Annotated in this window: 27 protein-coding genes; 24 read left to right on the top strand and 3 right to left on the bottom strand. The window is 38.3% G+C overall.

The window, feature by feature from the left end; genetic code table 11:
* On the bottom strand, positions 1-1,831 hold a 1,831-nt coding region (locus GEZ84_RS09920), incomplete at its 3' end, for a hypothetical protein (RefSeq protein WP_153224411.1).
* A gap of 425 nt (positions 1,832-2,256) precedes the next feature.
* Here GEZ84_RS09920 and GEZ84_RS09915 point away from each other — a divergent pair.
* The 8 genes from GEZ84_RS09915 (at position 2,257) to GEZ84_RS09880 (ending at position 10,489) form a co-directional block, all read left to right on the top strand.
* Entirely contained in the window at positions 2,257-2,913 is a 657-nt protein-coding gene (locus GEZ84_RS09915; RefSeq protein WP_153224414.1) for a hypothetical protein, read from the top strand.
* A complete protein-coding gene (locus GEZ84_RS09910) occupies positions 2,910-3,719 on the top strand; it encodes a hypothetical protein (protein ID WP_153224410.1) in 810 nt (269 codons plus the stop codon). Before GEZ84_RS09915 ends, GEZ84_RS09910 begins: the two co-directional genes overlap by 4 nt.
* Before the next feature lie 39 nt (positions 3,720-3,758).
* A complete protein-coding gene (locus GEZ84_RS09905) occupies positions 3,759-3,956 on the top strand; it encodes a hypothetical protein (RefSeq protein ID WP_084871953.1) in 198 nt (65 codons plus the stop codon).
* Positions 3,957-4,402: 446 nt separating this feature from the next.
* Complete coding sequence (locus tag GEZ84_RS09900; protein ID WP_153224409.1) at positions 4,403-5,680, top strand: gamma-glutamylcysteine synthetase; 1,278 nt, start codon at positions 4,403-4,405, stop codon at positions 5,678-5,680.
* 75 nt (positions 5,681-5,755) lie between these two features.
* The gene (gene thrC / locus GEZ84_RS09895) at positions 5,756-7,240 is read left to right on the top strand and encodes a threonine synthase (RefSeq protein ID WP_153224408.1); all 1,485 of its coding nucleotides are present in this window, start codon (positions 5,756-5,758) and stop codon (positions 7,238-7,240) included.
* A gap of 60 nt (positions 7,241-7,300) precedes the next feature.
* Positions 7,301-8,581, top strand: a complete 1,281-nt coding sequence (locus GEZ84_RS09890) for an MATE family efflux transporter (protein ID WP_153224407.1) — start codon at positions 7,301-7,303, stop codon at positions 8,579-8,581.
* Between the two features lie 3 nt (positions 8,582-8,584).
* Complete coding sequence (locus GEZ84_RS09885) at positions 8,585-9,208, top strand: HAD family hydrolase (protein WP_153224406.1); 624 nt, start codon at positions 8,585-8,587, stop codon at positions 9,206-9,208.
* Between the two features lie 162 nt (positions 9,209-9,370).
* Positions 9,371-10,489 (top strand): LysM peptidoglycan-binding domain-containing protein, encoded by a 1,119-nt coding sequence (locus tag GEZ84_RS09880; protein ID WP_153224405.1) that lies wholly within the window; start codon positions 9,371-9,373, stop codon positions 10,487-10,489.
* Here GEZ84_RS09880 and GEZ84_RS10745 read toward each other — a convergent pair.
* Positions 10,475-10,741: a hypothetical protein gene (locus GEZ84_RS10745; protein WP_194252068.1), complete on the bottom strand. Its 267-nt coding sequence runs from the start codon at positions 10,739-10,741 to the stop codon at positions 10,475-10,477. The two genes, GEZ84_RS09880 and GEZ84_RS10745, sit on opposite strands and share 15 nt — an antisense overlap.
* A 195-nt stretch (positions 10,742-10,936) precedes the next feature.
* On the opposite strand from GEZ84_RS10745, the gene GEZ84_RS09875 reads away from it, so the two are divergent.
* From GEZ84_RS09875 to pcp, 3 genes are all read left to right on the top strand, one after another.
* Entirely contained in the window at positions 10,937-11,362 is a 426-nt protein-coding gene (locus GEZ84_RS09875; RefSeq protein WP_194252067.1) for a MarR family winged helix-turn-helix transcriptional regulator, read from the top strand.
* Positions 11,363-11,372: 10 nt separating this feature from the next.
* On the top strand, positions 11,373-11,735 hold the full coding sequence (locus tag GEZ84_RS09870; RefSeq protein WP_153224404.1) for a DUF1304 domain-containing protein: 363 nt from the start codon (positions 11,373-11,375) through the stop codon (positions 11,733-11,735).
* Between the two features lie 113 nt (positions 11,736-11,848).
* Positions 11,849-12,493 carry a pyroglutamyl-peptidase I gene (pcp, locus tag GEZ84_RS09865; protein ID WP_153224403.1) on the top strand — a complete coding sequence of 215 codons (645 nt, stop codon included), beginning with the start codon at positions 11,849-11,851 and terminating at the stop codon, positions 12,491-12,493.
* A gap of 25 nt (positions 12,494-12,518) precedes the next feature.
* Here the strand turns inward: pcp and GEZ84_RS09860 are convergent, their stop codons facing one another.
* Positions 12,519-13,376 carry a DUF975 family protein gene (locus GEZ84_RS09860; RefSeq protein WP_153224402.1) on the bottom strand — a complete coding sequence of 286 codons (858 nt, stop codon included), beginning with the start codon at positions 13,374-13,376 and terminating at the stop codon, positions 12,519-12,521.
* Between the two features lie 116 nt (positions 13,377-13,492).
* Here GEZ84_RS09860 and tgt point away from each other — a divergent pair, with 116 nt between their 5' ends.
* The 13 genes from tgt to GEZ84_RS11170 form a co-directional block, all read left to right on the top strand.
* A complete protein-coding gene (gene tgt, locus GEZ84_RS09855; protein ID WP_001285237.1) occupies positions 13,493-14,635 on the top strand; it encodes a tRNA guanosine(34) transglycosylase Tgt in 1,143 nt (380 codons plus the stop codon).
* Between the two features lie 100 nt (positions 14,636-14,735).
* Entirely contained in the window at positions 14,736-16,553 is a 1,818-nt protein-coding gene (locus GEZ84_RS09850; RefSeq protein WP_153224401.1) for an acyltransferase family protein, read from the top strand.
* Between the two features lie 152 nt (positions 16,554-16,705).
* Positions 16,706-17,857 (top strand): N-acetylglucosamine-6-phosphate deacetylase, encoded by a 1,152-nt coding sequence (nagA, locus tag GEZ84_RS09845; RefSeq protein ID WP_001134551.1) that lies wholly within the window; start codon positions 16,706-16,708, stop codon positions 17,855-17,857.
* A gap of 126 nt (positions 17,858-17,983) precedes the next feature.
* Positions 17,984-18,349: a DUF1033 family protein gene (locus tag GEZ84_RS09840; protein WP_000286413.1), complete on the top strand. Its 366-nt coding sequence runs from the start codon at positions 17,984-17,986 to the stop codon at positions 18,347-18,349.
* Positions 18,350-18,425: 76 nt separating this feature from the next.
* A complete protein-coding gene (comGA, locus tag GEZ84_RS09835; protein WP_000249546.1) occupies positions 18,426-19,367 on the top strand; it encodes a competence type IV pilus ATPase ComGA in 942 nt (313 codons plus the stop codon).
* Positions 19,315-20,331 (top strand): competence type IV pilus assembly protein ComGB, encoded by a 1,017-nt coding sequence (gene comGB, locus GEZ84_RS09830; protein ID WP_083804111.1) that lies wholly within the window; start codon positions 19,315-19,317, stop codon positions 20,329-20,331. The genes comGA and comGB overlap by 53 nt, the downstream gene beginning before the upstream one ends.
* Position 20,332: 1 nt before the next feature.
* Positions 20,333-20,659: a competence type IV pilus major pilin ComGC gene (gene comGC, locus GEZ84_RS09825; RefSeq protein WP_153224400.1), complete on the top strand. Its 327-nt coding sequence runs from the start codon at positions 20,333-20,335 to the stop codon at positions 20,657-20,659.
* Positions 20,652-21,056 carry a competence type IV pilus minor pilin ComGD gene (gene comGD / locus GEZ84_RS09820; protein WP_265586404.1) on the top strand — a complete coding sequence of 135 codons (405 nt, stop codon included), beginning with the start codon at positions 20,652-20,654 and terminating at the stop codon, positions 21,054-21,056. The genes comGC and comGD overlap by 8 nt, the downstream gene beginning before the upstream one ends.
* Positions 21,019-21,321 (top strand): competence type IV pilus minor pilin ComGE, encoded by a 303-nt coding sequence (comGE, locus tag GEZ84_RS09815; RefSeq protein ID WP_000413381.1) that lies wholly within the window; start codon positions 21,019-21,021, stop codon positions 21,319-21,321. The genes comGD and comGE overlap by 38 nt, the downstream gene beginning before the upstream one ends.
* Complete coding sequence (gene comGF, locus GEZ84_RS09810) at positions 21,284-21,745, top strand: competence type IV pilus minor pilin ComGF (RefSeq protein WP_153224398.1); 462 nt, start codon at positions 21,284-21,286, stop codon at positions 21,743-21,745. Before comGE ends, comGF begins: the two co-directional genes overlap by 38 nt.
* The gene (gene comGG, locus GEZ84_RS09805) at positions 21,723-22,154 is read left to right on the top strand and encodes a competence type IV pilus minor pilin ComGG (protein ID WP_319946448.1); all 432 of its coding nucleotides are present in this window, start codon (positions 21,723-21,725) and stop codon (positions 22,152-22,154) included. Before comGF ends, comGG begins: the two co-directional genes overlap by 23 nt.
* A gap of 32 nt (positions 22,155-22,186) precedes the next feature.
* Positions 22,187-22,774, top strand: a complete 588-nt coding sequence (locus GEZ84_RS09800; protein ID WP_194252065.1) for a class I SAM-dependent methyltransferase — start codon at positions 22,187-22,189, stop codon at positions 22,772-22,774.
* Positions 22,775-23,252: 478 nt separating this feature from the next.
* Positions 23,253-23,398, top strand: a 146-nt coding sequence (locus GEZ84_RS11170) for a KxYKxGKxW signal peptide domain-containing protein (protein ID WP_194252064.1), incomplete at its 3' end; no start/stop codon positions are given.

The following is a 23,398-nucleotide window of genomic DNA, read 5'->3' as shown; positions in this document are numbered from 1 at the left end:
ATTCATCATTGATTCTCATCATATAAAAAATGACAATCTGAAGTAACTCTAAATAATTTTGTAAATGTTCTTCTTCTTTTTTATATCCAAATTTACCATGAGAAAATTTATTTCTTATCTTTAATCCGTTACCATATTTTTTATCATCTAAAATATAAGATAAATAATTACTTTCATATTCAGAAAAAAGATTATCTGAATATTCACAATACCCTTTCTTACAAAGGTCTTCTGCAATATCTAGTATCAATTTATCTTTATAGTATAGGCAATACGTACCTGACTTCCATAATTTATTCAAAATGTTAATTTCTTGGAAATTTGTAAATTTTATTACATCATCTGATAGTTTTAAAATGTTCTTTTCTATTAGAATTTTTATTTGTTCTACCTGATAATCAGCAAAATCAGTAATCTTTACACCATCTATTATATGTTTAAAGAATGTTCCGTGTTCTTTCTTTGACGAGTTGAAGCTGAGGGAGCTTTGATCGGAGAAAAGTACTGAGAACAAGGCGGAATTATCAGGATTATTGCTCAATTTTAAAAATTTTTTCTTATTAAATGATTTTAATGAAGCATAAGAGGATGCCTTAGATTTAATCTCTAATAAATCTTGGTTGATTTCCCCATGTCTAACAAATAGTTCGTATTGGTCTAAGATACTATCCATTTCACAAATTATCGATTTTCCTCTTTCGTAATAAGAAGATTCTTTATTGGAAGCATGGAAATGAAAACCTTTTATATCTAACTCTGTTTCAAGGTAAATATTGAAATACCATTCTATTATCTCTTCGACATCAATTTCATTTTGTTTTAAGTAATCAAAATATGCTTGAAACAGCAAGCTATGGTAACGTTTTAATATATTGTTGAAAGTTCCGAAATGAGCATTTGACTTGGGATAAAAAATACTAGTGAGACTGAATACTTCTTCATTTGCAACTAGCCAAGGTAATCCCGATTCAAGATTAAAGAAGTTAAGTAAATAAATATAATTATTTAGTAATGTCGGAAAATCATGATGTTCATCTAGTATAATTTTATTTAAAAGAATACCATTCTCAATAGGCTCAAATAATTTATCAGAATCTAAAGGCTTGATGCCAACTGATATAGAGTAATGTATCCCTTCATTAGTTTTAAAATGTTTTTCCCAAAATTCCTCACTTTTTCTTTTAGCTAAAAGCTTAACCTCATCATCAAACTCATATTTGCTTAATTTTTTATACTCAACAATTGATTGTAAATAATTGGGGTTAATACTATCTGTCTGACAATATTCTATTGCTAGATTATTTATCTCTTCGTTTGTGATACCTAATTTAATGTATAAACCATTAGAATCTGTAAATTTTCCTGATTGATGATTCAGGAAGAATTCTATATTTCTGGACAGAGAGAGAAAATTTTCTTTGATAACTTGCGGAAACAGGTCAATCAGTTTTGTAACATTTTTAAGATTCATTGTCTGGATATTGTATTTTTTTATATATGATTCAAACTGACTAACATCATCTTTATTAATTTTTTCTAAGGATAGTACTAACTCCCAGAAAACATCTTTATAAAAAATATAAATACTATCATAGTCTATTTCAAAAATGGTAATTGGGAAATTCGCGGATAAATCGTTATGAAATTTTCTAATTAGATGTTTGAATCTAGAAAATTCATTTTCTGTTTTTAATAATTTTAGGATTAAATAGATTTCAATCAAATTATTAATTTCAGTTGAAGGTCTATAAGCTTCAATGTATTCTAAAGCCATATCGTATTGATATGGTTCTATTACAACGTTAGGAGTACGAAATCTTTTTTTTGACATATACGTGGCATTCCTTTCTATTAATTAGGTCTTTATACCATAGACGATTTTTGTTAAATCATAATTTCCCAAAACCGCTTTAGTATTATGATGATGAGCTTGTAGGATATAGTTACTTAATGTTAGTATACCATTAAATTATTTATTTATAAGATATTTTTAGTGTCAGAGAACATCAAATTGAGGCTTCTCTTCAGTTACCAAAAAGTTACTAAAATTTGAAAAAATGCTCTATTTTGTGAAAACTAAAGACTTTAAAACCTTATTAAATCAAGGTTTTAAGTTTCAAAAAAGTGGGAATTGAACCCAAAATCCCTTTCTTCAAAAAAGTATTTTTGATATACTATATTTAATTAGAATACAAAAAATTTTGGAGATAAGGAGATAAAAAAGTGGATAAACAAACCATTTTTTACTGCTATAGAATGACTCATGATTATGGTATCAATCCTTGTGTTTTTACAGAAAATTATGATACAACTCCCCATCTTCTTACCGAAGGAGGGTGTATGCTTCAGTTAAGAAGGAATATTAAAAAGAACTGGGCGGATAAAATAAACTCTAAGTCTGTAGATGCTTATATAATGGCTGTAGCAGGGCATTCAAATGATGGGAAAAAATGGAGAGATGAGCAAGGAATGTTTATCACTCCAAAATATAATCATCTAATTTTTGTTGCTAAAATTAGTGAAATTTTAACAATGAAAGAATATTTATTATCTCCAAAATCTAATAATAGAAGAGATGCTTATACTTATCAATGGCTGATTGAAAAGAATGGATTAAACCAATCTAGTTTTATGAATGAAGTAGTGATTCTTGCAGACCGTTTTAATTATTTTGGTAAGTCTCCACTTAAAATTCCTAAAGAAATTTTAGATTTTTTTCCGATGGGAGAGCGAGCAAGAATGAATGGGAAACCATTCCCAAGATGGAATGCAAAAAATGGATTTTATAACTCGGAAGAGAGATTTACTGATGTATTAGAATTAATGGAATTTGCTGAGACTATTCTTGGTTCACAAAACAAAGTAATGGATTTGCCTTATCACCCATTCTTTATACGAGGAAAAGAATTTTGAAAATAATTTTATCAAGAAAAGGATTTGATTCATCTAACGGTGGTATCCCGAGTCCTATACTACCTGATGGAACCCTACTTTCGTTACCAATACCTGCTAAATTTGATACTATATCTTTTGACGATTTAAACTATAATGGAGTACTATTTTCAGATATATTAAAACAATTAAAAGGGAAGGAAGATAAAACAAATCATTTTAATTGTCATCTTGACCCGGACATAAGAGAAAATATTAGGAATAATTCTGTCTCTAATTGGAAGCCAGCATTTGGCCAAATTAAAAGTTCTCAGGGAATACTACGAAATCATAATGTTTCTATCGGTGACCTTTTTCTATTTTTTGGATGGTTTAGACAAACTGAAGGGGATATTTACAATGGAACATTGTGTTTTAAGAAAGATGCACCTGATTTAAATATCATTTATGGTTATTTGCAAATTGGTGACATGACGAATGATAAAGAATGTTTGCAGAATATGTACCCATTTCATCCTCATTCTTGCGACCATATGAGTAATTTGCAATCAAATATGCTTTATATCCCAAGTGAAAACTTATCATTTTTACCTCAAGAAAAAGGATATGGAACTTTTAATTTTCATGATGACAGAGTATTAACAATGAATGGTAAATCAAGAAGTGTATGGAAAGAGATACCAGCGCTTATGCCTGAAAATATAAATGGGAATCATAAAAATTCTGCCAAAGATTGTGGTTTAAAATATTCTGGTATATGGCAAGAAAAAGTTTTGTTAGAAAATGAATTATCAAATTCTTGGGCTAAAGAGTTATTTTTGTTATAATAAGAAAAAACACTTACCTTAATTAAAGGAGAAAATAAAATGATTACATTAACTGTTGAAAAAGATTGGACTGGAAAATATACGTTTATCGTTTCAAATGGATTTGATAGTCAAAGCTTAACACCAGGAACATATGTTTCTGATTTTCAAATTGACCAAGCTAAACAAAATATTCAGTATGCCGGAAGTATTGATGATGGTATTAGAGTAGTAAAAAATGCTTTAGGAATTATCTAAAAGAAAAATATTAGAGTCATTTATACAAAAACTAGACCTAATTTATGTCTAGTCTGTTAATATTTCATATAACTCAAATAATCGTACGAGTGTCTTGAATACCTCTGGATGAATATAATCTGTTGGGACATATCGTCTATTCTCTGATGATGCTCTTAGAACGATAAGATATGGAGTGTTACCAAAAAGTTACTAAAATTTGAAAAATGAGTCTATTTTACAAGATTCAAAAGTCTTAAAACCCTATTAAATCAAGCTTGTAAGATTTAAATAATATAGTTATGGAACTCAAAATCCAGTGTCCGCAAGGACGTGCCGGTTCGACCCCGGCCGCCGGTATAGTATTGAGTTAAGGAACGTTGTAAATCTTCGTTCCTTTTTTATATTATTTTTGCTATAATAATAGTTATTCAAATTTTATTTAGATTATGAAAGTGTAGGGAAGTATGTCTCGTTCTATCGATTTATTAAAACATCGGTATTTGAAAAATATTAAAGAAAACCCTGAATTGTTTGTTGGGATTGAGTTGGAATATCCTGTTGCAAATTTGGAAGGGGATGCTACAGATGTTGAAGTTATCAAACACTTATTCCGATATTTAGTTTCTGCTTTGGATTTTACTGTCGAAAAGGTAGATGACTTTGGGACTCCTATTCAGTTAGTGAATCCAGTAAGTCGGGATGCTATTTTATTTGAAGTTTCCTATACTACGATTGAGTTTGCATTTGGTAAGGCTGAAACGATACAAGAAGTTGAAGAACGTTTTAGTATTTATATGGAAGCAATCCAGAAGAAGTTAGCTGAATCCAATCATGCTATTGTTGGCTGCGGCATTCATCCTAACTGGGATAAAAATAAGAATTGTCCAGTGTCTTACCCACGCTATCAGATGTTGATGGACTATTTGAATTTGAGTAGCAATGTGACTGAGTCAGACTTACATCATTTCCCTGAATATGGTGCTTTTATCTGTGGGAGTCAGGTTCAACTGGATGTTTCAAAATCTAACTACTTACGGGTGATTAATGCTTTTACTCAAATTGAAGCGGCTAAGGCTTATTTATTTGCGAACTCTGAGTTTTCGGGTGCGGATTGGGATACAAAAATTTCAAGGGATATTTTTTGGGAAGAATCCATGCATGGAATCTATCCAGAGAACGTTGGGGTTAATGCTAGACTCTTTAAAGATGAGGATGATTTTTTTGACTATCTAGATCATTCTGCAATTTTTACTGCGGAACGTGATGGGCAGACCTATTATTTTTATCCGATTCAGGCTAGGGACTATTTGGCTACATCTGAAATCCAAGCATACGCTCTTAATGGGGATGAGATTCTTATTTACCCTCAAGAGAAAGATTTTGAAACTCATCGTAGTTATCAGTACCAAGACTTAACGACTCGCGGAACAGTTGAGTTTCGTAGTGTGTGTACTCAACCTTTAGATAGAACCTTCGCTTCAGCAACTTTTCACTTAGGATTGTTGGTTAATTTAGATAAGTTAGAAGCTTACTTAGAAACAGCACCTTTCTTTAAAGAATTTGGGCGAAATTATAAGTTTTTAAGACGGCAATTTTCTAAAAAAAATCTTCTAGCTGAGGAAAAAACTGCGATTATTGAATTTTCCAAAGACTTACTCCTTCTAGCTGAGGGAGGACTGGAGATGAGAAATAAGCAAGAAATGATCTATTTACAGGCTTTGAAAGAAGAATTGGGCCTATAATTTCTCTTATAGAGGGAGAATTTTCTGAAAAATCATGATATAATGGAAGAGACTATAGATAAAGGATAGAGAGTAATGACATTAGTTTATCAATCAACGCGTGATGCTAACAATACAGTAACTGCCAGCCAAGCTATTTTGCAAGGTTTGGCGACGGACGGTGGTTTGTTTACACCGCTTACTTATCCAAAGGTAGATTTGGACTTTGACAAATTGAAAGCTGCTTCTTACCAGGAAGTTGCTAAGCTTGTTTTGTCAGCATTTTTAGATGACTTTACAGCTGAGGAGTTGGACTACTGTATCAACAATGCTTACGATAGCAAATTTGATACTCCAACTATTGCGCCTTTGGTGAAATTAGACGGGCAATATAACTTGGAACTGTTCCATGGTTCAACGATTGCTTTTAAGGATATGGCCTTGTCTATCTTGCCATACTTTATGACAACAGCTGCTAAGAAACATGGTTTGGAGAATAAGATTGTCATCTTGACAGCGACATCTGGTGATACTGGGAAAGCTGCTATGGCTGGGTTTGCGGATGTTCCTGGTACTGAGATTATCGTTTTTTATCCAAAGGATGGTGTCAGCAAGGTTCAAGAGTTGCAAATGACCACTCAGACTGGCGACAATACTCATGTTATAGCCATTGATGGTAACTTTGACGATGCGCAAACAAATGTGAAGCATATGTTTAACGATGTGGCCCTTCGTGAAAAATTAGCGGCCAACAAGTTGCAATTTTCATCAGCTAACTCTATGAACATTGGCCGTTTGGTGCCACAAATTGTCTACTATGTTTATGCCTACGCTCAGCTTGTTAAAACTGGTGAGATTGTGGCTGGTGAACAGATCAACTTCACAGTACCAACAGGAAACTTTGGAAATATCTTGGCTGCCTTTTATGCTAAGCAAATTGGTCTGCCAGTTGGCAAATTAATCTGTGCTTCAAATGACAACAATGTTTTGACAGACTTCTTCAAGACACGTGTTTACGACAAGAAACGTGAGTTTAAGGTAACAACTAGTCCATCTATGGATATTTTGGTATCTTCAAACTTGGAGCGTTTGATTTTCCATCTTTTGGGTAATGATGCGGTTAAGACAGCTGAACTCATGGATGCCTTGAACAAGCAAGGACAATATGAATTGACAGACTTTGATGCAGAGATTTTGGACCTCTTTGCAGCTGAATATGCGACTGAAGAAGAAACAGCGGCAGAAATCAAGCGTGTTTATGAGTCAGATTCTTATATCGAGGATCCACATACGGCGGTTGCCTCAGCAGTTTATAAGAAATACCAAGCTGCTACTGGAGATGTAACTAAGACAGTGATTGCTTCAACAGCTAGTCCATACAAGTTTCCAGTGGTTGCAGTAGAAGCGGTAACAGGGGAATCAGGCTTGACAGACTTTGAAGCTTTGGCTCAATTACATGACATTTCAGGCGTTGCAGTGCCACCTGCAGTTGATGGACTTGAGACAGCTCCTGTTCGTCACAAGACAACAGTAGCAGCTGCTGACATGCAAGCAGCGGTTGAGGCTTATCTAGGACTTTAAGACAGAGGGAGTAAACTCGGTTGGGAAACCAACTGAGTTTCTTTTCATCAGGAGGAAGGATTGTTTAAGAAAAATAAAGATATTCTTAATATTGCCTTGCCAGCCATGGGCGAAAACTTTTTGCAGATGCTCATGGGGATGGTGGACAGTTATTTGGTTGCTCATTTAGGATTGATAGCCATTTCAGGCGTATCAGTAGCAGGTAATATTATCACCATTTATCAGGCGATTTTCATTGCTCTGGGAGCTGCTATTTCCAGTGTTATTTCAAAAAACATGGGTCAGAAGGATCAGTCTAAGCTAGCCTATCATGTGACTGAGACCTTGAAGATTACATTATTATTAAGTTTCCTTTTAGGAGCTTTATCCATCTTCGCTGGGCAAGAGATGATAGGACTTTTGGGGACGGAGAGAGATGTGGCTGAGAGTGGTGGACTCTACCTATCTTTGGTAGGCGGATCGATTGTTCTCTTGGGCTTAATGACTAGTTTGGGTGCTTTGATTCGTGCAACGCATAATCCACGTTTGCCCCTCTATGTGAGTCTCTTATCCAATGCCTTGAATATTCTTTTTTCAAGTCTAGCTATTTTTGTTCTGGATATGGGGATAGCTGGTGTTGCTTGGGGGACAATTCTGTCTCGTTTGGTAGGTTGTGTGATTTTATGGCCGCAATTAAAGTTGCCTTTTGGGAAACCGACTTTTGGTTTAGATAAGGAACTATTGAACTTGGCTTTGCCAGCAGCTGGAGAGCGTCTTATGATGCGTGCTGGTGATGTCGTTATCATTGCCTTGGTCGTTTCTTTTGGAACGGAGGCAGTTGCTGGGAGTGCAGTCGGAGAAGTCTTGACCCAGTTTAACTACATGCCTGCCTTTGGTATCGCTACGGCAACGGTCATGCTGGTGGCCCGAGCAGTTGGAGAGGATAATTGGAAAAGAGTAGCTAGTTTGAGCAAGCAAACCTTTTGGCTTTCTCTACTTCTCATGTTACCTTTGACCTTTAGTATCTATGCCTTGGGTGTACCATTAACTCATCTCTATACGACAGATCCTCTAGCGGTGGAGGCTAGTGTGCTAGTGACACTGTTTTCACTACTTGGAACCCCTATGACGATAGGAACAGTCATCTATACAGCAGTCTGGCAGGGTTTGGGCAATGCTCGGCTTCCCTTTTATGCGACAAGTATAGGAATGTGGTGTATCCGCATTGGAACAGGCTATCTGATGGGGATTGTGCTTGGTTGGGGCTTGCCTGGTATTTGGGCGGGAACCCTTTTGGATAATGGTTTTCGTTGGTTATTTCTACGTTACCGTTACCAGCATTATATGAGCTTTAAAGGATAGGAAATGCAAAAAATAGCTTTTATTTGGGATTTAGATGGGACTTTATTGGACTCTTACGAAGCGATTTTGTCAGGACTTGAGGAGACTTTTGCTCAGTTTTCTATTCCTTATGATAAGGAGAAAGTGAGAGAGTTTATCCTCAAGTATTCTGTACAGGATTTGCTTGTGTGGGTGGCAGAAGAGCGAAAGCTAGATGTGGAAGTGCTTAATCAGGTGCGTTCCCAGAGTCTGGCTGAAAAGAATGCTCAGGTAGTTTTGATGCCAGGTGCACGTGATATGCTAGCTTGGGCAGACCAAGTAGGAATTCAGCAGTTTGTCTATACTCATAAGGGGGACAACGCTTTTACCATTCTCAGAGACTTGGGTTTGAAATCCTATTTTACAGAGATTTTAACCAGTCAGAGTGGTTTTGCGCGGAAGCCAAGTCCAGAAGCGGCTACCTATCTGATAGATAAGTATCAGTTGAATCCTGAAAAGACTTATTATATAGGAGATCGAACTCTGGATGTGGAATTTGCTCAGAATAGTGGGATTCAAAGCATCAACTTTTTAGAGTCATCTTATGAAGGCAATCACAGGGTTCAAGAGTTAGCAGATATTTCCCGTATTTTTAAGGCTGAGCGATAAAAAGATTATGTCAATTTTGTGACAGAGACCTAACAAACTATTTCAAGTAACCGAGTTTGTTACAAGGAATGGACAGTTCTGTTAAATAGGCCCGAGAGGGCTTTTTTTCTGCATTTTTTGTGTTATCATAGACAGGTACTCATTTGAAAGGAATTTGAAAGAATGAAGAAAAGAATATTATTAGCCTCAACAGTAGCCTTGTCATTTGCCCCAGTATTGGCAACTCAAGCAGAAGAAGTTCTTTGGACTGCACGTAGTGTTGAGCAAATCCAAAATGATTTGACTAAAACGGACAACAAAACAAGTTATACCGTTCAGTATGGTGATACCTTGAGCACCATTGCAGAAGCCTTGGGTATAGATGTCACAGTTCTTGCGAATTTGAATAAAATCACTAATATGGACCTGATTTTCCCAGAAACCGTTTTGACAACGACTGTCAATGAAGCAGAAGAAGTCACAGAAGTTGAAATCAAAACACCTCAAGTAGCTTCTAGTGAAGAAGTGACAACTGCGACAGCAGATTTGACAACCAATCAAGTGACCGTAGACAATCAAACTGTTCAAGTTGCAGATCTTTCTCAACCCATTGCAGAAGCTCCAAAAGCGGTAGAAACTACAAGTACAAAAGAAGTAGTATCAAGTTCAGAAGTTACAGAAGAGCAAACAGCTGAAACAAGCAGTGCAGTTGCAGAAACAGCTCCTCAGGTAACACCTCAAACCGAGTCAGCAGTGGAAGCAACTACAACACCAGTAGAAGAAAAAGTACCTGAAACAACTGCAACAAGTGTAGAAGAAGTAAAAGAAGTAGCATCATCAAGTGAAGCTACAACAGCAGTTTCTACTTATCAACCAGAAGAGACGAAAACAGTTTCAACGACTTACGCTGCACCAGCTGCGCCCGATTATGCTGGACTGGCAGTAGCAAAATCTGAAAATGCAGGCCTTCAACCACAAACGGCTGCCTTTAAAGAAGAGATTGCCAACTTGTTTGGCATCACATCCTTTAGTGGTTACCGTCAAGGAGATAGTGGAGATCACGGAAAAGGGTTGGCTATCGACTTTATGGTACCAGAAAGCTCAGAACTAGGGGATAAGATTGCGGAATACGCTATTCAAAACATGGCCATCCGTGGAATTAGTTATATTATCTGGAAACAACGTTTCTATGCTCCATTCGATAGCAAATATGGACCAGCTAATACTTGGAACCCAATGCCAGACCGTGGTAGCGTGACAGAAAACCACTATGACCATGTTCACGTTTCAATGAACGGATAAGCAAGACTTGGTAATATCATTTTGACGAATGAGATTTAGCTTTTGTGATAGGAAGCGAGTCTCGTTCGTTTTTTTCTTTGTCATACTCTTCGAAAATCTCTTCAAACTACGTCGTTTCGCCTTGCCGTAGGTATGGTTACTGACTTCGTCAGTTCTATCTGCAACCTCAAAACAGTGTTTTGAGCTGACTTCGTCAGTTCTATCTGCAACCTCAAAACAGTGTTTTGAGCTGACTTCGTCACTCTTATCCACAACCTCAAAGTTGTGCTTTGATCAACCTGTGGCTAGCTTCCTAGCTTGTTCTTTGATTTTCATTTAGTATCAATATGAATGGAAAATAGAAAGTTATCATCTTGTAATGACTCAAGCAACATTCTTGCAATCTATTTTACTTTATATTATACTTGATTAGTCAATTATTGACAAATCAATCAAAAGAAGAAAGAAATGCTAGAGATTCAAGATTTACTTTATCAACTTCGCTTGTCTGAGCAAGCGAGTACGCAATTGTTTGAAAAAAGACTTGGGATTAGTTTGACACGGTATCAGATTTTATTATTTTTGCTGAAGCATTCCCCTTGTAATCAAATAGCGGTTCAGGAGCGTTTGAAGATTGATCAGGCTGCTTTGACACGGCATTTCAAGATTTTGGAAAAGGAAGGTTTAGTGGAGCGTCATCGCAATCCTGAAAATCAGCGAGAAGTGTTGGTAGAGGCTACGAAGTATGCCAAAGAGCAGTTAGTGGTGAATCCCTCTCTGCAGCATACCAAAGTTAAGGAAGAGATGGAAAGTATCTTAACAGAGTCTGAAAGAACAGAACTTAGCCGTTTATTAAATAAATTGGTTTTGGGGATTGAAAATATAGAAATTTAAGGAGAAATAGATGTCAATTATTACAATTATTTTAGCAACGATCGTTGCTTTGGAGCATTTTTACATTTTTTATTTGGAAAGTATTGCAACGCAATCAGATGCGACTAGTCGTGTCTTTAACATGGACAGGGAAGAACTAGCTCGTCCGTCAGTAAGTTCATTGTTTAAAAATCAAGGGATTTATAATGCTTTGCTAGGAGTCTTTCTCTTGTATGGAATTTATTTCTCACAGAATTTAGAAATTGTGACTATTTTTGTTTTATTTGTGATTGGAGCTGCGGCTTATGGCTCTCTCACAGCAGATAAGAAAATTATTTTGAAGCAAGGTGGATCAGCTATTTTGACCTTGATTAGTATTTTACTCTTTAAATAAATTTGAAGGACGGTAATAGTCTCGCTAATCCTTTTCAACTCCAGAATAAGGGAAATATGTTATACTTGTCTTTAAGAAAAGTGTTTCATGAAATCATTTGTAAGGAGTTAGAAATGAAAGTATTAGTGACAGGTTTTGAGCCCTTTGGAGGGGAAAAGGTTAATCCAGCTTTGGAGGCCATTAAAGGTTTGCCATCTGAAATCCATGGTGCTGAGGTCCGTTGGCTAGAAGTGCCGACAGTTTTTCATAAATCTGCCCATGTATTGGAAGAAGAGCTGAGTCGCTATCAACCTGACTTTGTCCTTTGTATCGGTCAAGCTGGTGGAAGAACTAGCTTAACACCTGAACGAGTGGCCATTAATCAAGACGATGCACGCATTCCTGATAACGAAGGTAATCAACCGATTGACCTTCCCATTCGCCCAGACGGTGCCTCTGCCTACTTTAGCAGTTTGCCGATTAAAGCGATGGTTCAGGCTATAAAAAAAGAGGGATTGCCGGCCTCTGTTTCCAATACTGCAGGGACTTTTGTCTGCAATCATTTGATGTATCAGTCCCTCTATTTGGTAGAAAAGAAATTTCCACAGGTTAAGGCGGGGTTTATGCACATTCCTTATATGATGGAACAGGTGGTGAATCGACCGACTACCCCAGCTATGAGTTTAGTGGACATTATGCGAGGGATAGAAGCAGCAATCGGCGCCATTATCGAATATGGAGATCAAGACCTCAAGTTGGTAGGCGGAGAAACTCATTGATAGAAAAAAGCTTGAGGGGTTACCTTCAAGCTTTTGGACGTTTTTGAGCCAGTACTGCTCGGTAGAAAACTATTTTATTGATTTGAATGTAGGGTAGGAGTGAGAAACTAGCAATTCCAAAGGTAATCCAATTGAGGAAGTACCAAGGAAGGAGTTGTAGGTCTAGAACAAAGCGCTGAAATTTGTAGCCTTTCATCAGGAAACGGCTGGTTTTTAGGACTTGTCCTGGTTTGGCTTGTCCCAAGTCTAGGGTGTCACAGAGGAGAAATTCTACCTGTGAATAAGCATAGTATTGTGGAATATAGAGACTATTTCCTACAATCATCAAGAGGATACTTGCTAGAAAGTAAAGGCCAAAGATCATGAGGAAACGTTCAGTTTCAACTGACGTGAGATCTAGATTGGGAAACTCAGGGTGAAGGACAACGAATTTCTTGGCTAAAAAGCTACTGTAAAAGAGGAAGTAAATCCCGAGTAAACTAGGAATACTCCATAAGAAGAGATAGAAGCGTTTGAGAAGGAGAGTCAAGAAGGTTTGTGAAAAGTGCTCTTCGTTAAAGAGAGTGAGACTATTTTTGACGGATAGTTCTGTATCGGGATTCTTGATGAGTTTCAGGGTTGTATAGACTGAACTGGTCAGGAGAATCGTCCCAATAAAGGAGACCAATAGTGGAAAAAGGTAGGCTTGGAATACATGACCAAGAACGCTTAAAAAGGAATGCTCTAAAATAGACTCGTTGATGCGCTCTAAGGGATTGAGGAAGCCAGACAAGATGACCAGTATACTAGGTAAAAGATAGACGAGAAAGAGGCGGGGATTTTCAGCCTGAAATTGTCTAGCTTGCAGACGAATGGTTTTTAAATCAATTTTTGGGTATTTCATTCTCTCATTATACCATAGTTCGTGACAGTTCCAGCTTTTTTTGATAAAATCATACAGTATGCCCTTGGGCACAAAGTATGAACTGGGACTGTTTTTCCCAGCTTCGGAGGTAGAAAATGTCAGATTCACCAATCAAATACCGTTTGATTAAGAAAGAAAAACACACAGGAGCTCGTCTAGGAGAAATCATCACTCCCCACGGCACCTTCCCTACACCTATGTTTATGCCAGTTGGGACTCAAGCCACTGTCAAAACTCAGTCGCCTGAAGAATTGAAGGAGATGGGTTCGGGAATTATCCTGTCAAACACTTATCATCTCTGGCTTCGCCCTGGAGATGAACTCATCGCACGCGCAGGTGGTCTCCACAAGTTCATGAACTGGGATCAGCCAATCTTAACGGATAGTGGTGGTTTCCAGGTTTATTCTCTAGCTGATAGCCGTAATATCACAGAAGAAGGGGTAACCTTTAAAAACCATCTCAATGGTTCTAAGATGTTCCTATCACCAGAAAAAGCCATCTCTATTCAGAATAATCTGGGCTCAGACATCATGATGTCTTTTGATGAATGTCCTCAGTTTTATCAACCTTATGACTACGTTAAGAAATCAATCGAGCGTACCAGTCGTTGGGCTGAGCGTGGTTTGAAGGCTCACCGTCGTCCGCATGACCAAGGGTTATTTGGGATTGTGCAGGGGGCAGGATTTGAAGATCTTCGTCGCCAATCGGCTCATGACCTTGTCAGCATGGATTTCCCAGGCTACTCTATCGGTGGCTTGGCAGTGGGAGAAACCCACGAAGAGATGAATGCGGTCTTGGACTTTACAACTCAACTCCTACCTGAAAACAAACCTCGTTATTTGATGGGTGTGGGAGCGCCAGATAGCTTAATCGATGGGGTGATTCGTGGGGTGGATATGTTTGACTGTGTCTTGCCGACTCGTATCGCTCGTAACGGGACTTGTATGACCAGTCAGGGACGTTTGGTTGTGAAAAATGCTCAGTTTGCTGAGGACTTTACGCCACTGGATCCTGAATGTGATTGCTACACATGTAAGAACTATACACGCGCCTACCTTCGTCACCTTCTCAAGGCTGATGAAACCTTTGGTATCCGCCTGACTAGCTATCACAATCTTTACTTCTTGCTTAACCTGATGAAGCAAGTGCGACAAGCTATTATGGATGATAATCTTTTGGAATTCCGCGAGTATTTTGTGGAAAAATATGGCTATAATAAGTCAGGCCGTAATTTCTAAAATGGAATTGATATAAGCTAAAAATCCTAAGTTTTCTCTTGGGATTTTTCTTCTTTTTTTGATAGAATAAAGTGTACAATGAAAGGAAGAATAAACTCGTATGCGCATTAAATGGTTTTCCTTGATTAGGATTACAGGTTTACTACTGGTACTCTTGTATCATTTCTTTCAGACAATCTTTCCTGGAGGATTCTTTGGGGTAGATGTCTTTTTCACATTTTCAGGCTTCCTGATTACGGCTCTACTTATCGAAGAATTTTCTCAAAATCATGAGATTGATTTGGTTGGATTTTTTAGGAGACGCTTTTATCGGATTGTGCCACCTGTGGTTTTGATGGTCTTGGTAACCATGCCCTTTACCTTCCTAGTTCGGCAAGATTATGTGGCTGGAATTGGTGGTCAGATTGCTGGAGTCTTAGGCTTCATGACCAACTTCTATGAACTCCTAACAGGTGGGAGTTATGAATCTCAGTTCATTCCTCATTTGTTTGTTCATAATTGGAGCTTGGCTGTTGAGGTTCACTACTATATTCTTTGGGGATTGGCAGTTTGGTTCTTATCTAAGCAGTCTAGATCAAATGGTCAGTTGAGAGGGATGGTCTTTCTCTTATCTGCTACTGCCTTCTTGATCAGCTTCTTCTCCATGTTTATTGGTAGTTTTCTAGTGACCTCTTATTCCTCTGTTTACTTCTCCAGTTTAACTCATGTCTATCCATTCTTTTTGGGAAGTATCCTAGCAACGATTGTAGGCGTTCGTCAGACGACTTCCCTCGTCAAGCAGTTGGATAAAATCTGGGATTTACGCAAGACCCTTTTAGTTTTTGGAGGAGGTTTTGGCTTCTTACTCATTTTGACCTTCTTTGTCAAATTTACCTACCTCTTTGCCTATCTTATGGGCTTCTTGCTTGCCAGCCTTGCAGCTCTTGCTATGATTCTGGCGGCGCGTGTCTTACATGAAAAGACTCCTAATATAAAGGAACCAAAGATTATCAGCTTTTTAGCGGATACTAGCTATGCAGTTTATCTCTTCCATTGGCCTTTCTATCTCATTTTCTCACAGTTGACATCAAATCTTCTTGCTGTGTTACTGACTTTGATTTTTTCTTATGGCTTTGCTAGCCTGTCATTCTATGTATTGGAACCTTGGATTGCAGGAAAGAATACACCTATTATACAAACTCTTCGTCCCCTGCCTTATATTCACGCAATTCTTGCAACAAGTACAGGAATCTTAGCCTTCATTGTCTTCTTAGTGACTTTCTTGGCACCACAAGTGGGAGCGTTTGAGACAGATTTGACTGTCAATGGTTTGAAGCAAGCTGCAACAAATATTGGCCAGACCAAGGTGATGGCAGAACGGGCAGATGCAAACAGTTTGGGGATCGCTGATGGTACTATGCTAATTGGTGACTCGGTGGCTTTAAGGGCAAATACAGCACTGCAGACAGCCCTTCCAGGAGCACAGATTAATGCACAAGTCAGCAGAACAACTAAGACTGCCAATGAAATTATGCTAAATAATAGCCAGAATAAATTTCTACCAAAGATGGTTATCATTGCAACTGGGGTAAATAATCCTGAAAATTACAAGGAAGATTGGGACAGTATCGTGAAAAATCTTCCTAAGGGCCATCATATGATTTTGGTGACTCCTTATGAAGGGGATAAGACAAAAGAGAGCTATGCCATCGTTGAGAAGGCTGCTGCCTATATGAGAGAATTGGCAGAGAAGACTCCTTACATCACGATAGCAGATTGGAATCAAGTTGCTAAGGAACATCCAGAGATCTGGACTGGAACAGACCAAGTCCATTTTGGAAGTGACAATAGTAAGATTGAAGCAGGAGCTAAATTGTATGCAGATACCATTGCCACAGCCTTGCAAACAGCTCAAGACAAACCAGTCAAATCTAAATAACTTGTATTTAAAAAGAGAAGAGTTGGAGACATCCAGCTCTTTTAAAATATCTCTAGAAAATAGGTCTATACCATTTACAAATGAATCAGAAAAGTTTATAATGTAATTGACATAATAAATATCAAAAGTAATCTTTTAAGGAGGTCATTATTATGCCTAATTACGTTAAAGCAGATCAGTTTTTCTATCCATTTGGCATTCGTCGCGGCGGGTACTTAGAACTTGTTGATGGCAAATTTGGGAAACATGTGGATCAAATTCCTGAAGGAGCAGAGGTTCTTGACTATACTGGTTATAGCATTGCACCAGGTCTTGTGGATACTCATATTCATGGATATGCAGGTGTAGATGTGATGGACAACAACATTGAAGGTACATTGCATACTATGAGTGAAGGACTTCTTAGTACTGGTGTTACCAGTTTCTTGCCCACAACTTTAACAGCCACTTATGAGCAATTGCTTGCAGTCACTGAAAATCTTGGAAACCATTATAAAGAAGCAACAGGTGCTAAGATTCGTGGGATTTATTATGAAGGTCCATATTTCACAGAAACTTTTAAGGGTGCACAAAATCCAACTTATATGAGAGACCCAGGTGTTGAGGAGTTTCATTCTTGGCAGAATGCTGCAAAAGGGATGCTAAATAAAATCGCTATTGCACCAGAACGTGATGGGGTGGAAGATTTTGTACGTACTATTACAGGTGAAGGTGTGACAGTTGCACTTGGACACTCAGATGCGACATTTGAACAAGCTAAGAAGGCAGTTGATGCTGGAGCTAGTGTATGGGTACATGCCTATAATGGGATGCGTGGTTTAACACACCGCGAACTAGGTATGGTAGGAGCTATGTATGAGCTCCCACATACTTACGCAGAATTGATTTGTGATGGTTATCACGTAGATCCAAAAGCTTGTGAGATTTTACTTAAGCAAAAGGGGACAGACAACATCGCTCTTATTACGGACTGTATGACAGCTGGTGGGCTTGAAGACGGTGACTATATGTTGGGAGAATTCCCTGTTGTAGTAGCAAATGGAACTGCACGTCTCAAATCTACTGGTAATTTGGCAGGTTCTATCCTCAAACTTAAAGATGGTATGAGAAATGTAGTCGAGTGGGGTATTGCAAATCCACACGAAGCGGTCATGATGGCTAGCCTTAACCCAGCAAAATCTGTTAATATTGACGATGTCTGTGGACAAATTCGTGAAGGTTATGATGCAGATTTTATTGTTTTAGATAAAGATTTGGAATTGGTAGCAACCTACCTAGACGGTGTGAAACGTTATCAAGCATAAGATAGAAAGCAGAAGTTAGAGACTAGCTTCTGCTTTTTTATTTATCAAAAAATTAAGAAATGAGCATATTTCTTTTCTTGTTTAATGGAATTAGTTATAATATACGGTACAAAGGAATGAATGAATATGTATCGTGTTATAGAAATGTATGGAGATTTTGAACCTTGGTGGTTCTTAGAAGGTTGGGAAGAAGATATTGTAGCAAGTAGAAAATTTGACCAGTATTATGATGCTCTCAAATACTACAAAACTTGCTGGTTTAGATTGGAACAAGAATCTCCTCTTTATAAAAGTAGAAGTGACTTGATGACCATTTTTTGGGATCCAGAAGACCAACGCTGGTGTGATGAATGTGATGAGTATTTACAACAATACCATTCTCTGGCTCTTTTGCAGGATGAGCAGGTTATTCCAGACGAAAAGCTACGCCCAGGCTATGAAAAACAAACAGGTAAGGAAAGGCACCGTTCTTGCCGTATGAAATTAAAATAGAGAAAAAGTAACTTTTTTGGAGTTGCTTTTTTATTTTTTCCAAATCTTTGCGAATAGTATAGGTGAGGAGGTAAGTATGGTTCAAGAAATTGCACAAGAAATCATTCGTTCAGCTCGGAAAAAAGGAGCGCAAGACATTTATTTTGTTCCTAAGTTAGATGCCTATGAGCTTCATATGAGGGTGGGAGATGAGCGCTGTAAAATCGGTTGTTATGATTTTGAAAAGTTTGTGGCCGTCATCAGTCACTTCAAGTTTGTGGCGGGTATGAATGTTGGAGAAAAGCGACGTAGTCAACTTGGTTCCTGTGATTATGAATATGACCAGAAGATGGCGTCCTTACGTTTATCTACTGTAGGCGACTATCGAGGGCATGAGAGTTTAGTTATTCGCTTGTTGCATGATGAGGAGCAGGACTTGCATTTTTGGTTTCAGGATATTGATGAATTGGGCAAGCAGTACAGGCAACGGGGTCTCTATCTTTTTGCTGGTCCAGTCGGCAGTGGTAAGACAACCTTAATGCACGAATTGGCCAAGTCCATCTTTAAAGGACAGCAAGTCATGTCTATCGAAGATCCTGTAGAAATCAAGCAGGACGACATGCTCCAGTTGCAGTTGAATGAGGCGATTGGGCTTACCTATGAAAATCTGATTAAACTTTCCTTGCGTCATCGGCCTGACCTCTTGATTATCGGAGAAATTCGGGATAGCGAGACGGCGCGTGCAGTAGTCAGAGCTAGTTTGACAGGGGCGACAGTCTTTTCAACCATACATGCCAAGAGCATTCGAGGTGTTTATGAGCGCCTGCTGGAGTTGGGTGTGAGTGAAGAGGAATTAGCAGTCGTTCTGCAAGGAGTATGCTACCAGAGATTAATCGGGGGAGGAGGAATCGTTGACTTTGCAAACAAAGACTATCAAGAACACCAGCCAACTAGCTGGAATGAACAGATTGACCAGCTTCTTAAAGATGGATATATCACAAGTCTTCAGGCTGAAACGGAAAAAATTAGCTACAGCTAAGCAAAAAAATATCATCACCTTGTTTAACAATCTCTTTTCCAGCGGTTTTCATCTGGTGGAGACCATCTCCTTTTTAGATAGGAGTGCTTTGTTGGACAAGCAGTGTGTGACCCAGATGCGCACGGGCTTGTCTCAGGGGAAATCATTCTCAGAAATGATGGACAGTTTGGGCTTTTCAAGTGCTATTGTCACTCAGTTATCCCTAGCTGAAGTTCATGGAAATCTCCATCTGAGTTTGGGGAAGATAGAAGAGTATCTAGACAATCTTGCCAAGGTCAAGAAAAAACTAATCGAAGTGGCGACCTATCCCCTGATTTTGCTGGGATTTCTTCTCTTAATTATGCTGGGGCTACGTAACTACCTACTACCTCAACTGGATAGTAGCAATATTGCCACCCAAATTATCGGCAATCTGCCACAAATCTTTCTAGGCATGGTAGGGTTTGTTTCCGTACTTGCCCTTTTAGCACTCACTTTCTATAAAAGAAGTTCTAAGATGCGCGTCTTTTCCATCTTAGCACGCCTTCCCTTTCTTGGAATCTTTGTGCAGACCTATTTGACGGCCTATTACGCGCGTGAATGGGGGAATATGATTTCGCAGGGAATGGAGCTGACGCAGATTTTTCAGATCATGCAGGAACAAGGTTCCCAGCTCTTTAAAGAAATCGGTCAAGACTTAGCTCAAGCACTCCAAAATGGTCAGGAATTTTCTCAGACTATAGGAACCTATACTTTCTTTAAGAAGGAGTTGAGTCTCATCATCGAGTATGGGGAAGTCAAGTCCAAGCTGGGGAGCGAGTTGGAAATTTATGCAGAAAAAACTTGGGAAGCCTTTTTTACCCGAGTTAACCGCACCATGAATTTGGTGCAGCCACTGGTCTTTATCTTTGTGGCTCTGATTATCGTTTTACTTTATGCGGCAATGCTCATGCCCATGTATCAAAATATGGAGGTAAATTTTTAAAATGAAAAAAATGATGACATTCTTGAAAAAAGCCAAGGCACAAGCCTTCACTCTGGTAGAAATGTTAGTCGTCTTGCTCATCATCAGCGTGCTTCTATTACTTTTTGTACCTAATCTTACCAAGCAAAAAGAAGCAGTCAATGACAAAGGAAAAGCTGCTGTTGTTAAGGTGGTAGAAAGCCAGGCAGAGCTTTATAGCTTAGATAAAAATGAAGATGCTAGCCTAAGCAAGTTACAAGCAGATGGGCGAATCACAAAAGAACAGGCTAAAGTCTATAAAGAATACTATACAAAAAATGGAGGAAAAAATCGTACAGTCAATGATTAAGGCCTTTACCATGCTGGAAAGTCTCTTGGTTTTGGGACTTGTGAGTATACTTGCCTTGGGATTGTCTGGTTCTGTTCAGTCCACTTTTGCAGCAGTAGAGGAGCAGATTTTCTTTATGGAGTTTGAAGAACTCTATCGGGAAACTCAAAAACGCAGTGTAGCCAGCCAGCAAAAGACTAGTCTGAACTTAGATGGGCAGACGATTAGCAATGGCAGTCAAAAGTTGACAGTTCCTAAAGGAATTCGAGCACCATCAGGACAGACGATTCACTTTGACCGAGCTGGTGGGAATAGATCTCTGGCTAAGGTTGAATTTCAGACCAGTAAAGGAGCGATTCGCTATCAATTATATCTAGGAAATGGAAAAATTAAACGCATTAAGGAAACAAAAAATTAGGGCAGTGATTTTGCTGGAAGCAGTAGTCGCTCTAGCTATCTTTGCTAGCATCGCGACCCTTCTTTTAGGGCAAATTCAAAAAAATAGACAAGAAGAAGCAAAAATCTTGCAAAAGGAAGAAGTCTTGCGTGTAGCTAAGATGGCCTTGCAGACAGGTCAAAATCAGGTAAACGTCAATGGAGTTGAGATTCAGGTGTTTTCTAGTGAAAAGGGATTGGAGGTCTACCATGGTTCAGAACAGTTGTTGGCTATCAAAGAGCCATAAAGTCAAGGCTTTCACCTTGTTGGAATCTCTGGTTGCTCTTATTGTTATCAGTGGAAGTTTACTCCTCTTTCAAGCCATGAGTCAGCTCCTCATTTCAGAAGTTCACTACCAGCAACAAAGCGAGCAAAAAGAGTGGCTCTTGTTTGTGGACCAGCTGGAGGCAGAATTAGATCGTTCGCAATTCGAAAAAGTGGAGGGTAATCGCCTCTATATGAAGCAGGATGGTAAGGATATCTCTATCGGCAAGTCAAAATCGGATGATTTTCGAAAAACCGATGCCAGTGGACGAGGTTATCAGCCTATGGTTTATGGACTCAAATCTGCGCAGATTACAGAGGTGAATCAACTGGTGCGTTTTCGTTTCCAGTTTCAAAAAGGCTTAGAAAGGGAGTTCATCTATCGTGTGGAAAAAGAAAAAAGTTAAGGCAGGTGTTCTCCTCTATGCAGTCACCATGGCAGCCATCTTTAGTCTTTTGTTACAATTTTACTTGAACAGACAAGTTGCCCACTATCAAGACTATGCTTTAAATAAAGAAAAGCTGCTTGCTTTTGCTATGGCCAAGCGAACCAAAGATAAGGTTGATAAGGAAAGTGGAGAACAGGCCTTTAATCTGGGTCAGGTGAGTTATCAAAATAAGAAAACAAACTTGGTGACAAGGGTTCGCACGCCTAAGAGTCAATATGAGTTCCTGTTTCCTTCCGTCAAAATAAAAGAAGAGAAAACGGATAAAAAGGAAGAGGTAGCGACTAGTTCAAGTGAAGAAGCGGAGAAGAAAAAATCAGAAGAGAAGTCTGAAAAGAAAGAGAATTCTGAAAAGAAAGAGAATTCCTAGCTAATCAAGCTACTTTGTGTTAAACTAAAAGCATGAAACATGATTTTAACCACAAAGCAGAAACTTTCGATTCCCCTAAAAATATATTTCTTGCAAACTTGGTATGTCAAGCAGTCGAGAAACAGATTGATGTTTTATCAGACAAAGAAATTTTAGATTTCGGTGGTGGCACGGGTCTGTTAACCTTGCCTCTAGCCAAACAAGCCAAATCTGTAACATTGGTGGATATTTCGGAGAAAATGCTGGAGCAAGCTCGTTTGAAAGCGGAGCAGCAAGAAATCAAGAATATCCAGTTTCTGGAGCAAGATTTACTGGAAAAACCCTTGGAGCAAGAGTTTGATCTCATTGTTGTTTGTCGGGTTCTTCACCATATGCCAGATTTGTATGAGTCTCTCTCACTGTTTCATAAGCATTTGAGAGAAAACGGACAACTTTTACTTGCTGATTTTACCAAGACAGAGGATAACCATCATGGATTTGCTTTAGCTGAACTGGAAAAACAGCTAATTGATCATGGTTTTTCATCTGTGCATAGTCAGATCCTCTATAGCGCTGAAGACCTGTTTCAAGGAAATGATTCAGAACTCTTTTTTACAGTAGCCCAAAAATCACTCGCCTAGTCAGGGAGTGATTTTTTTAGGTACGACGGGCATGATGTTCATCTGAGGTGTAGATCCTCCGTGGGCACCCGCTACCCGTGAATCAAATAGTGATTCCAAAGTTTGATTATCATGAGCTAGTAGAGCGAGGAAGGGATAGCGAAATCGTGGCTCTACGAACATAAAGAGCATAGCGAGTTGTATACAATTTTGAAGTTTTTTGCCTATTTCACTAGTTTTATACCGAAAATATACATCCTCTACGATATATATATATATATATATATATATATATATATATTAAATGAAGCGATTTGCCGATTTTATCAGTATTTTTTGGAATAGTTCGATTTGCAGCAATATCAATTCTATGTAGTCTTATACATAGAATTAAATAATAAAACTTTTTTATTATGAGCATATATTAAGTTGACTTAATATATACAAAGAAGTAGAATATAATTAGGGAAAAATATCTTTTTGGAAGAAGGAGTTAAATATGTTTTTTAGAAGACAAAAAGGTGAATATAGAGAGACGGATCGTGTGACCCGTTTCAAGTTGATCAAGTCGGGTAAGCATTGGTTGCGTGCCTCGACCTCTCAATTTGGTCTCTTTAAAGTCTTGAGAGGTGGTGTAGATGCTGC

Source organism: Streptococcus mitis (genome assembly GCF_009496155.1).
Classification (GTDB): domain Bacteria; phylum Bacillota; class Bacilli; order Lactobacillales; family Streptococcaceae; genus Streptococcus; species Streptococcus mitis_BQ.
This window is presented reverse-complemented; position numbering and strand designations above follow the sequence as displayed.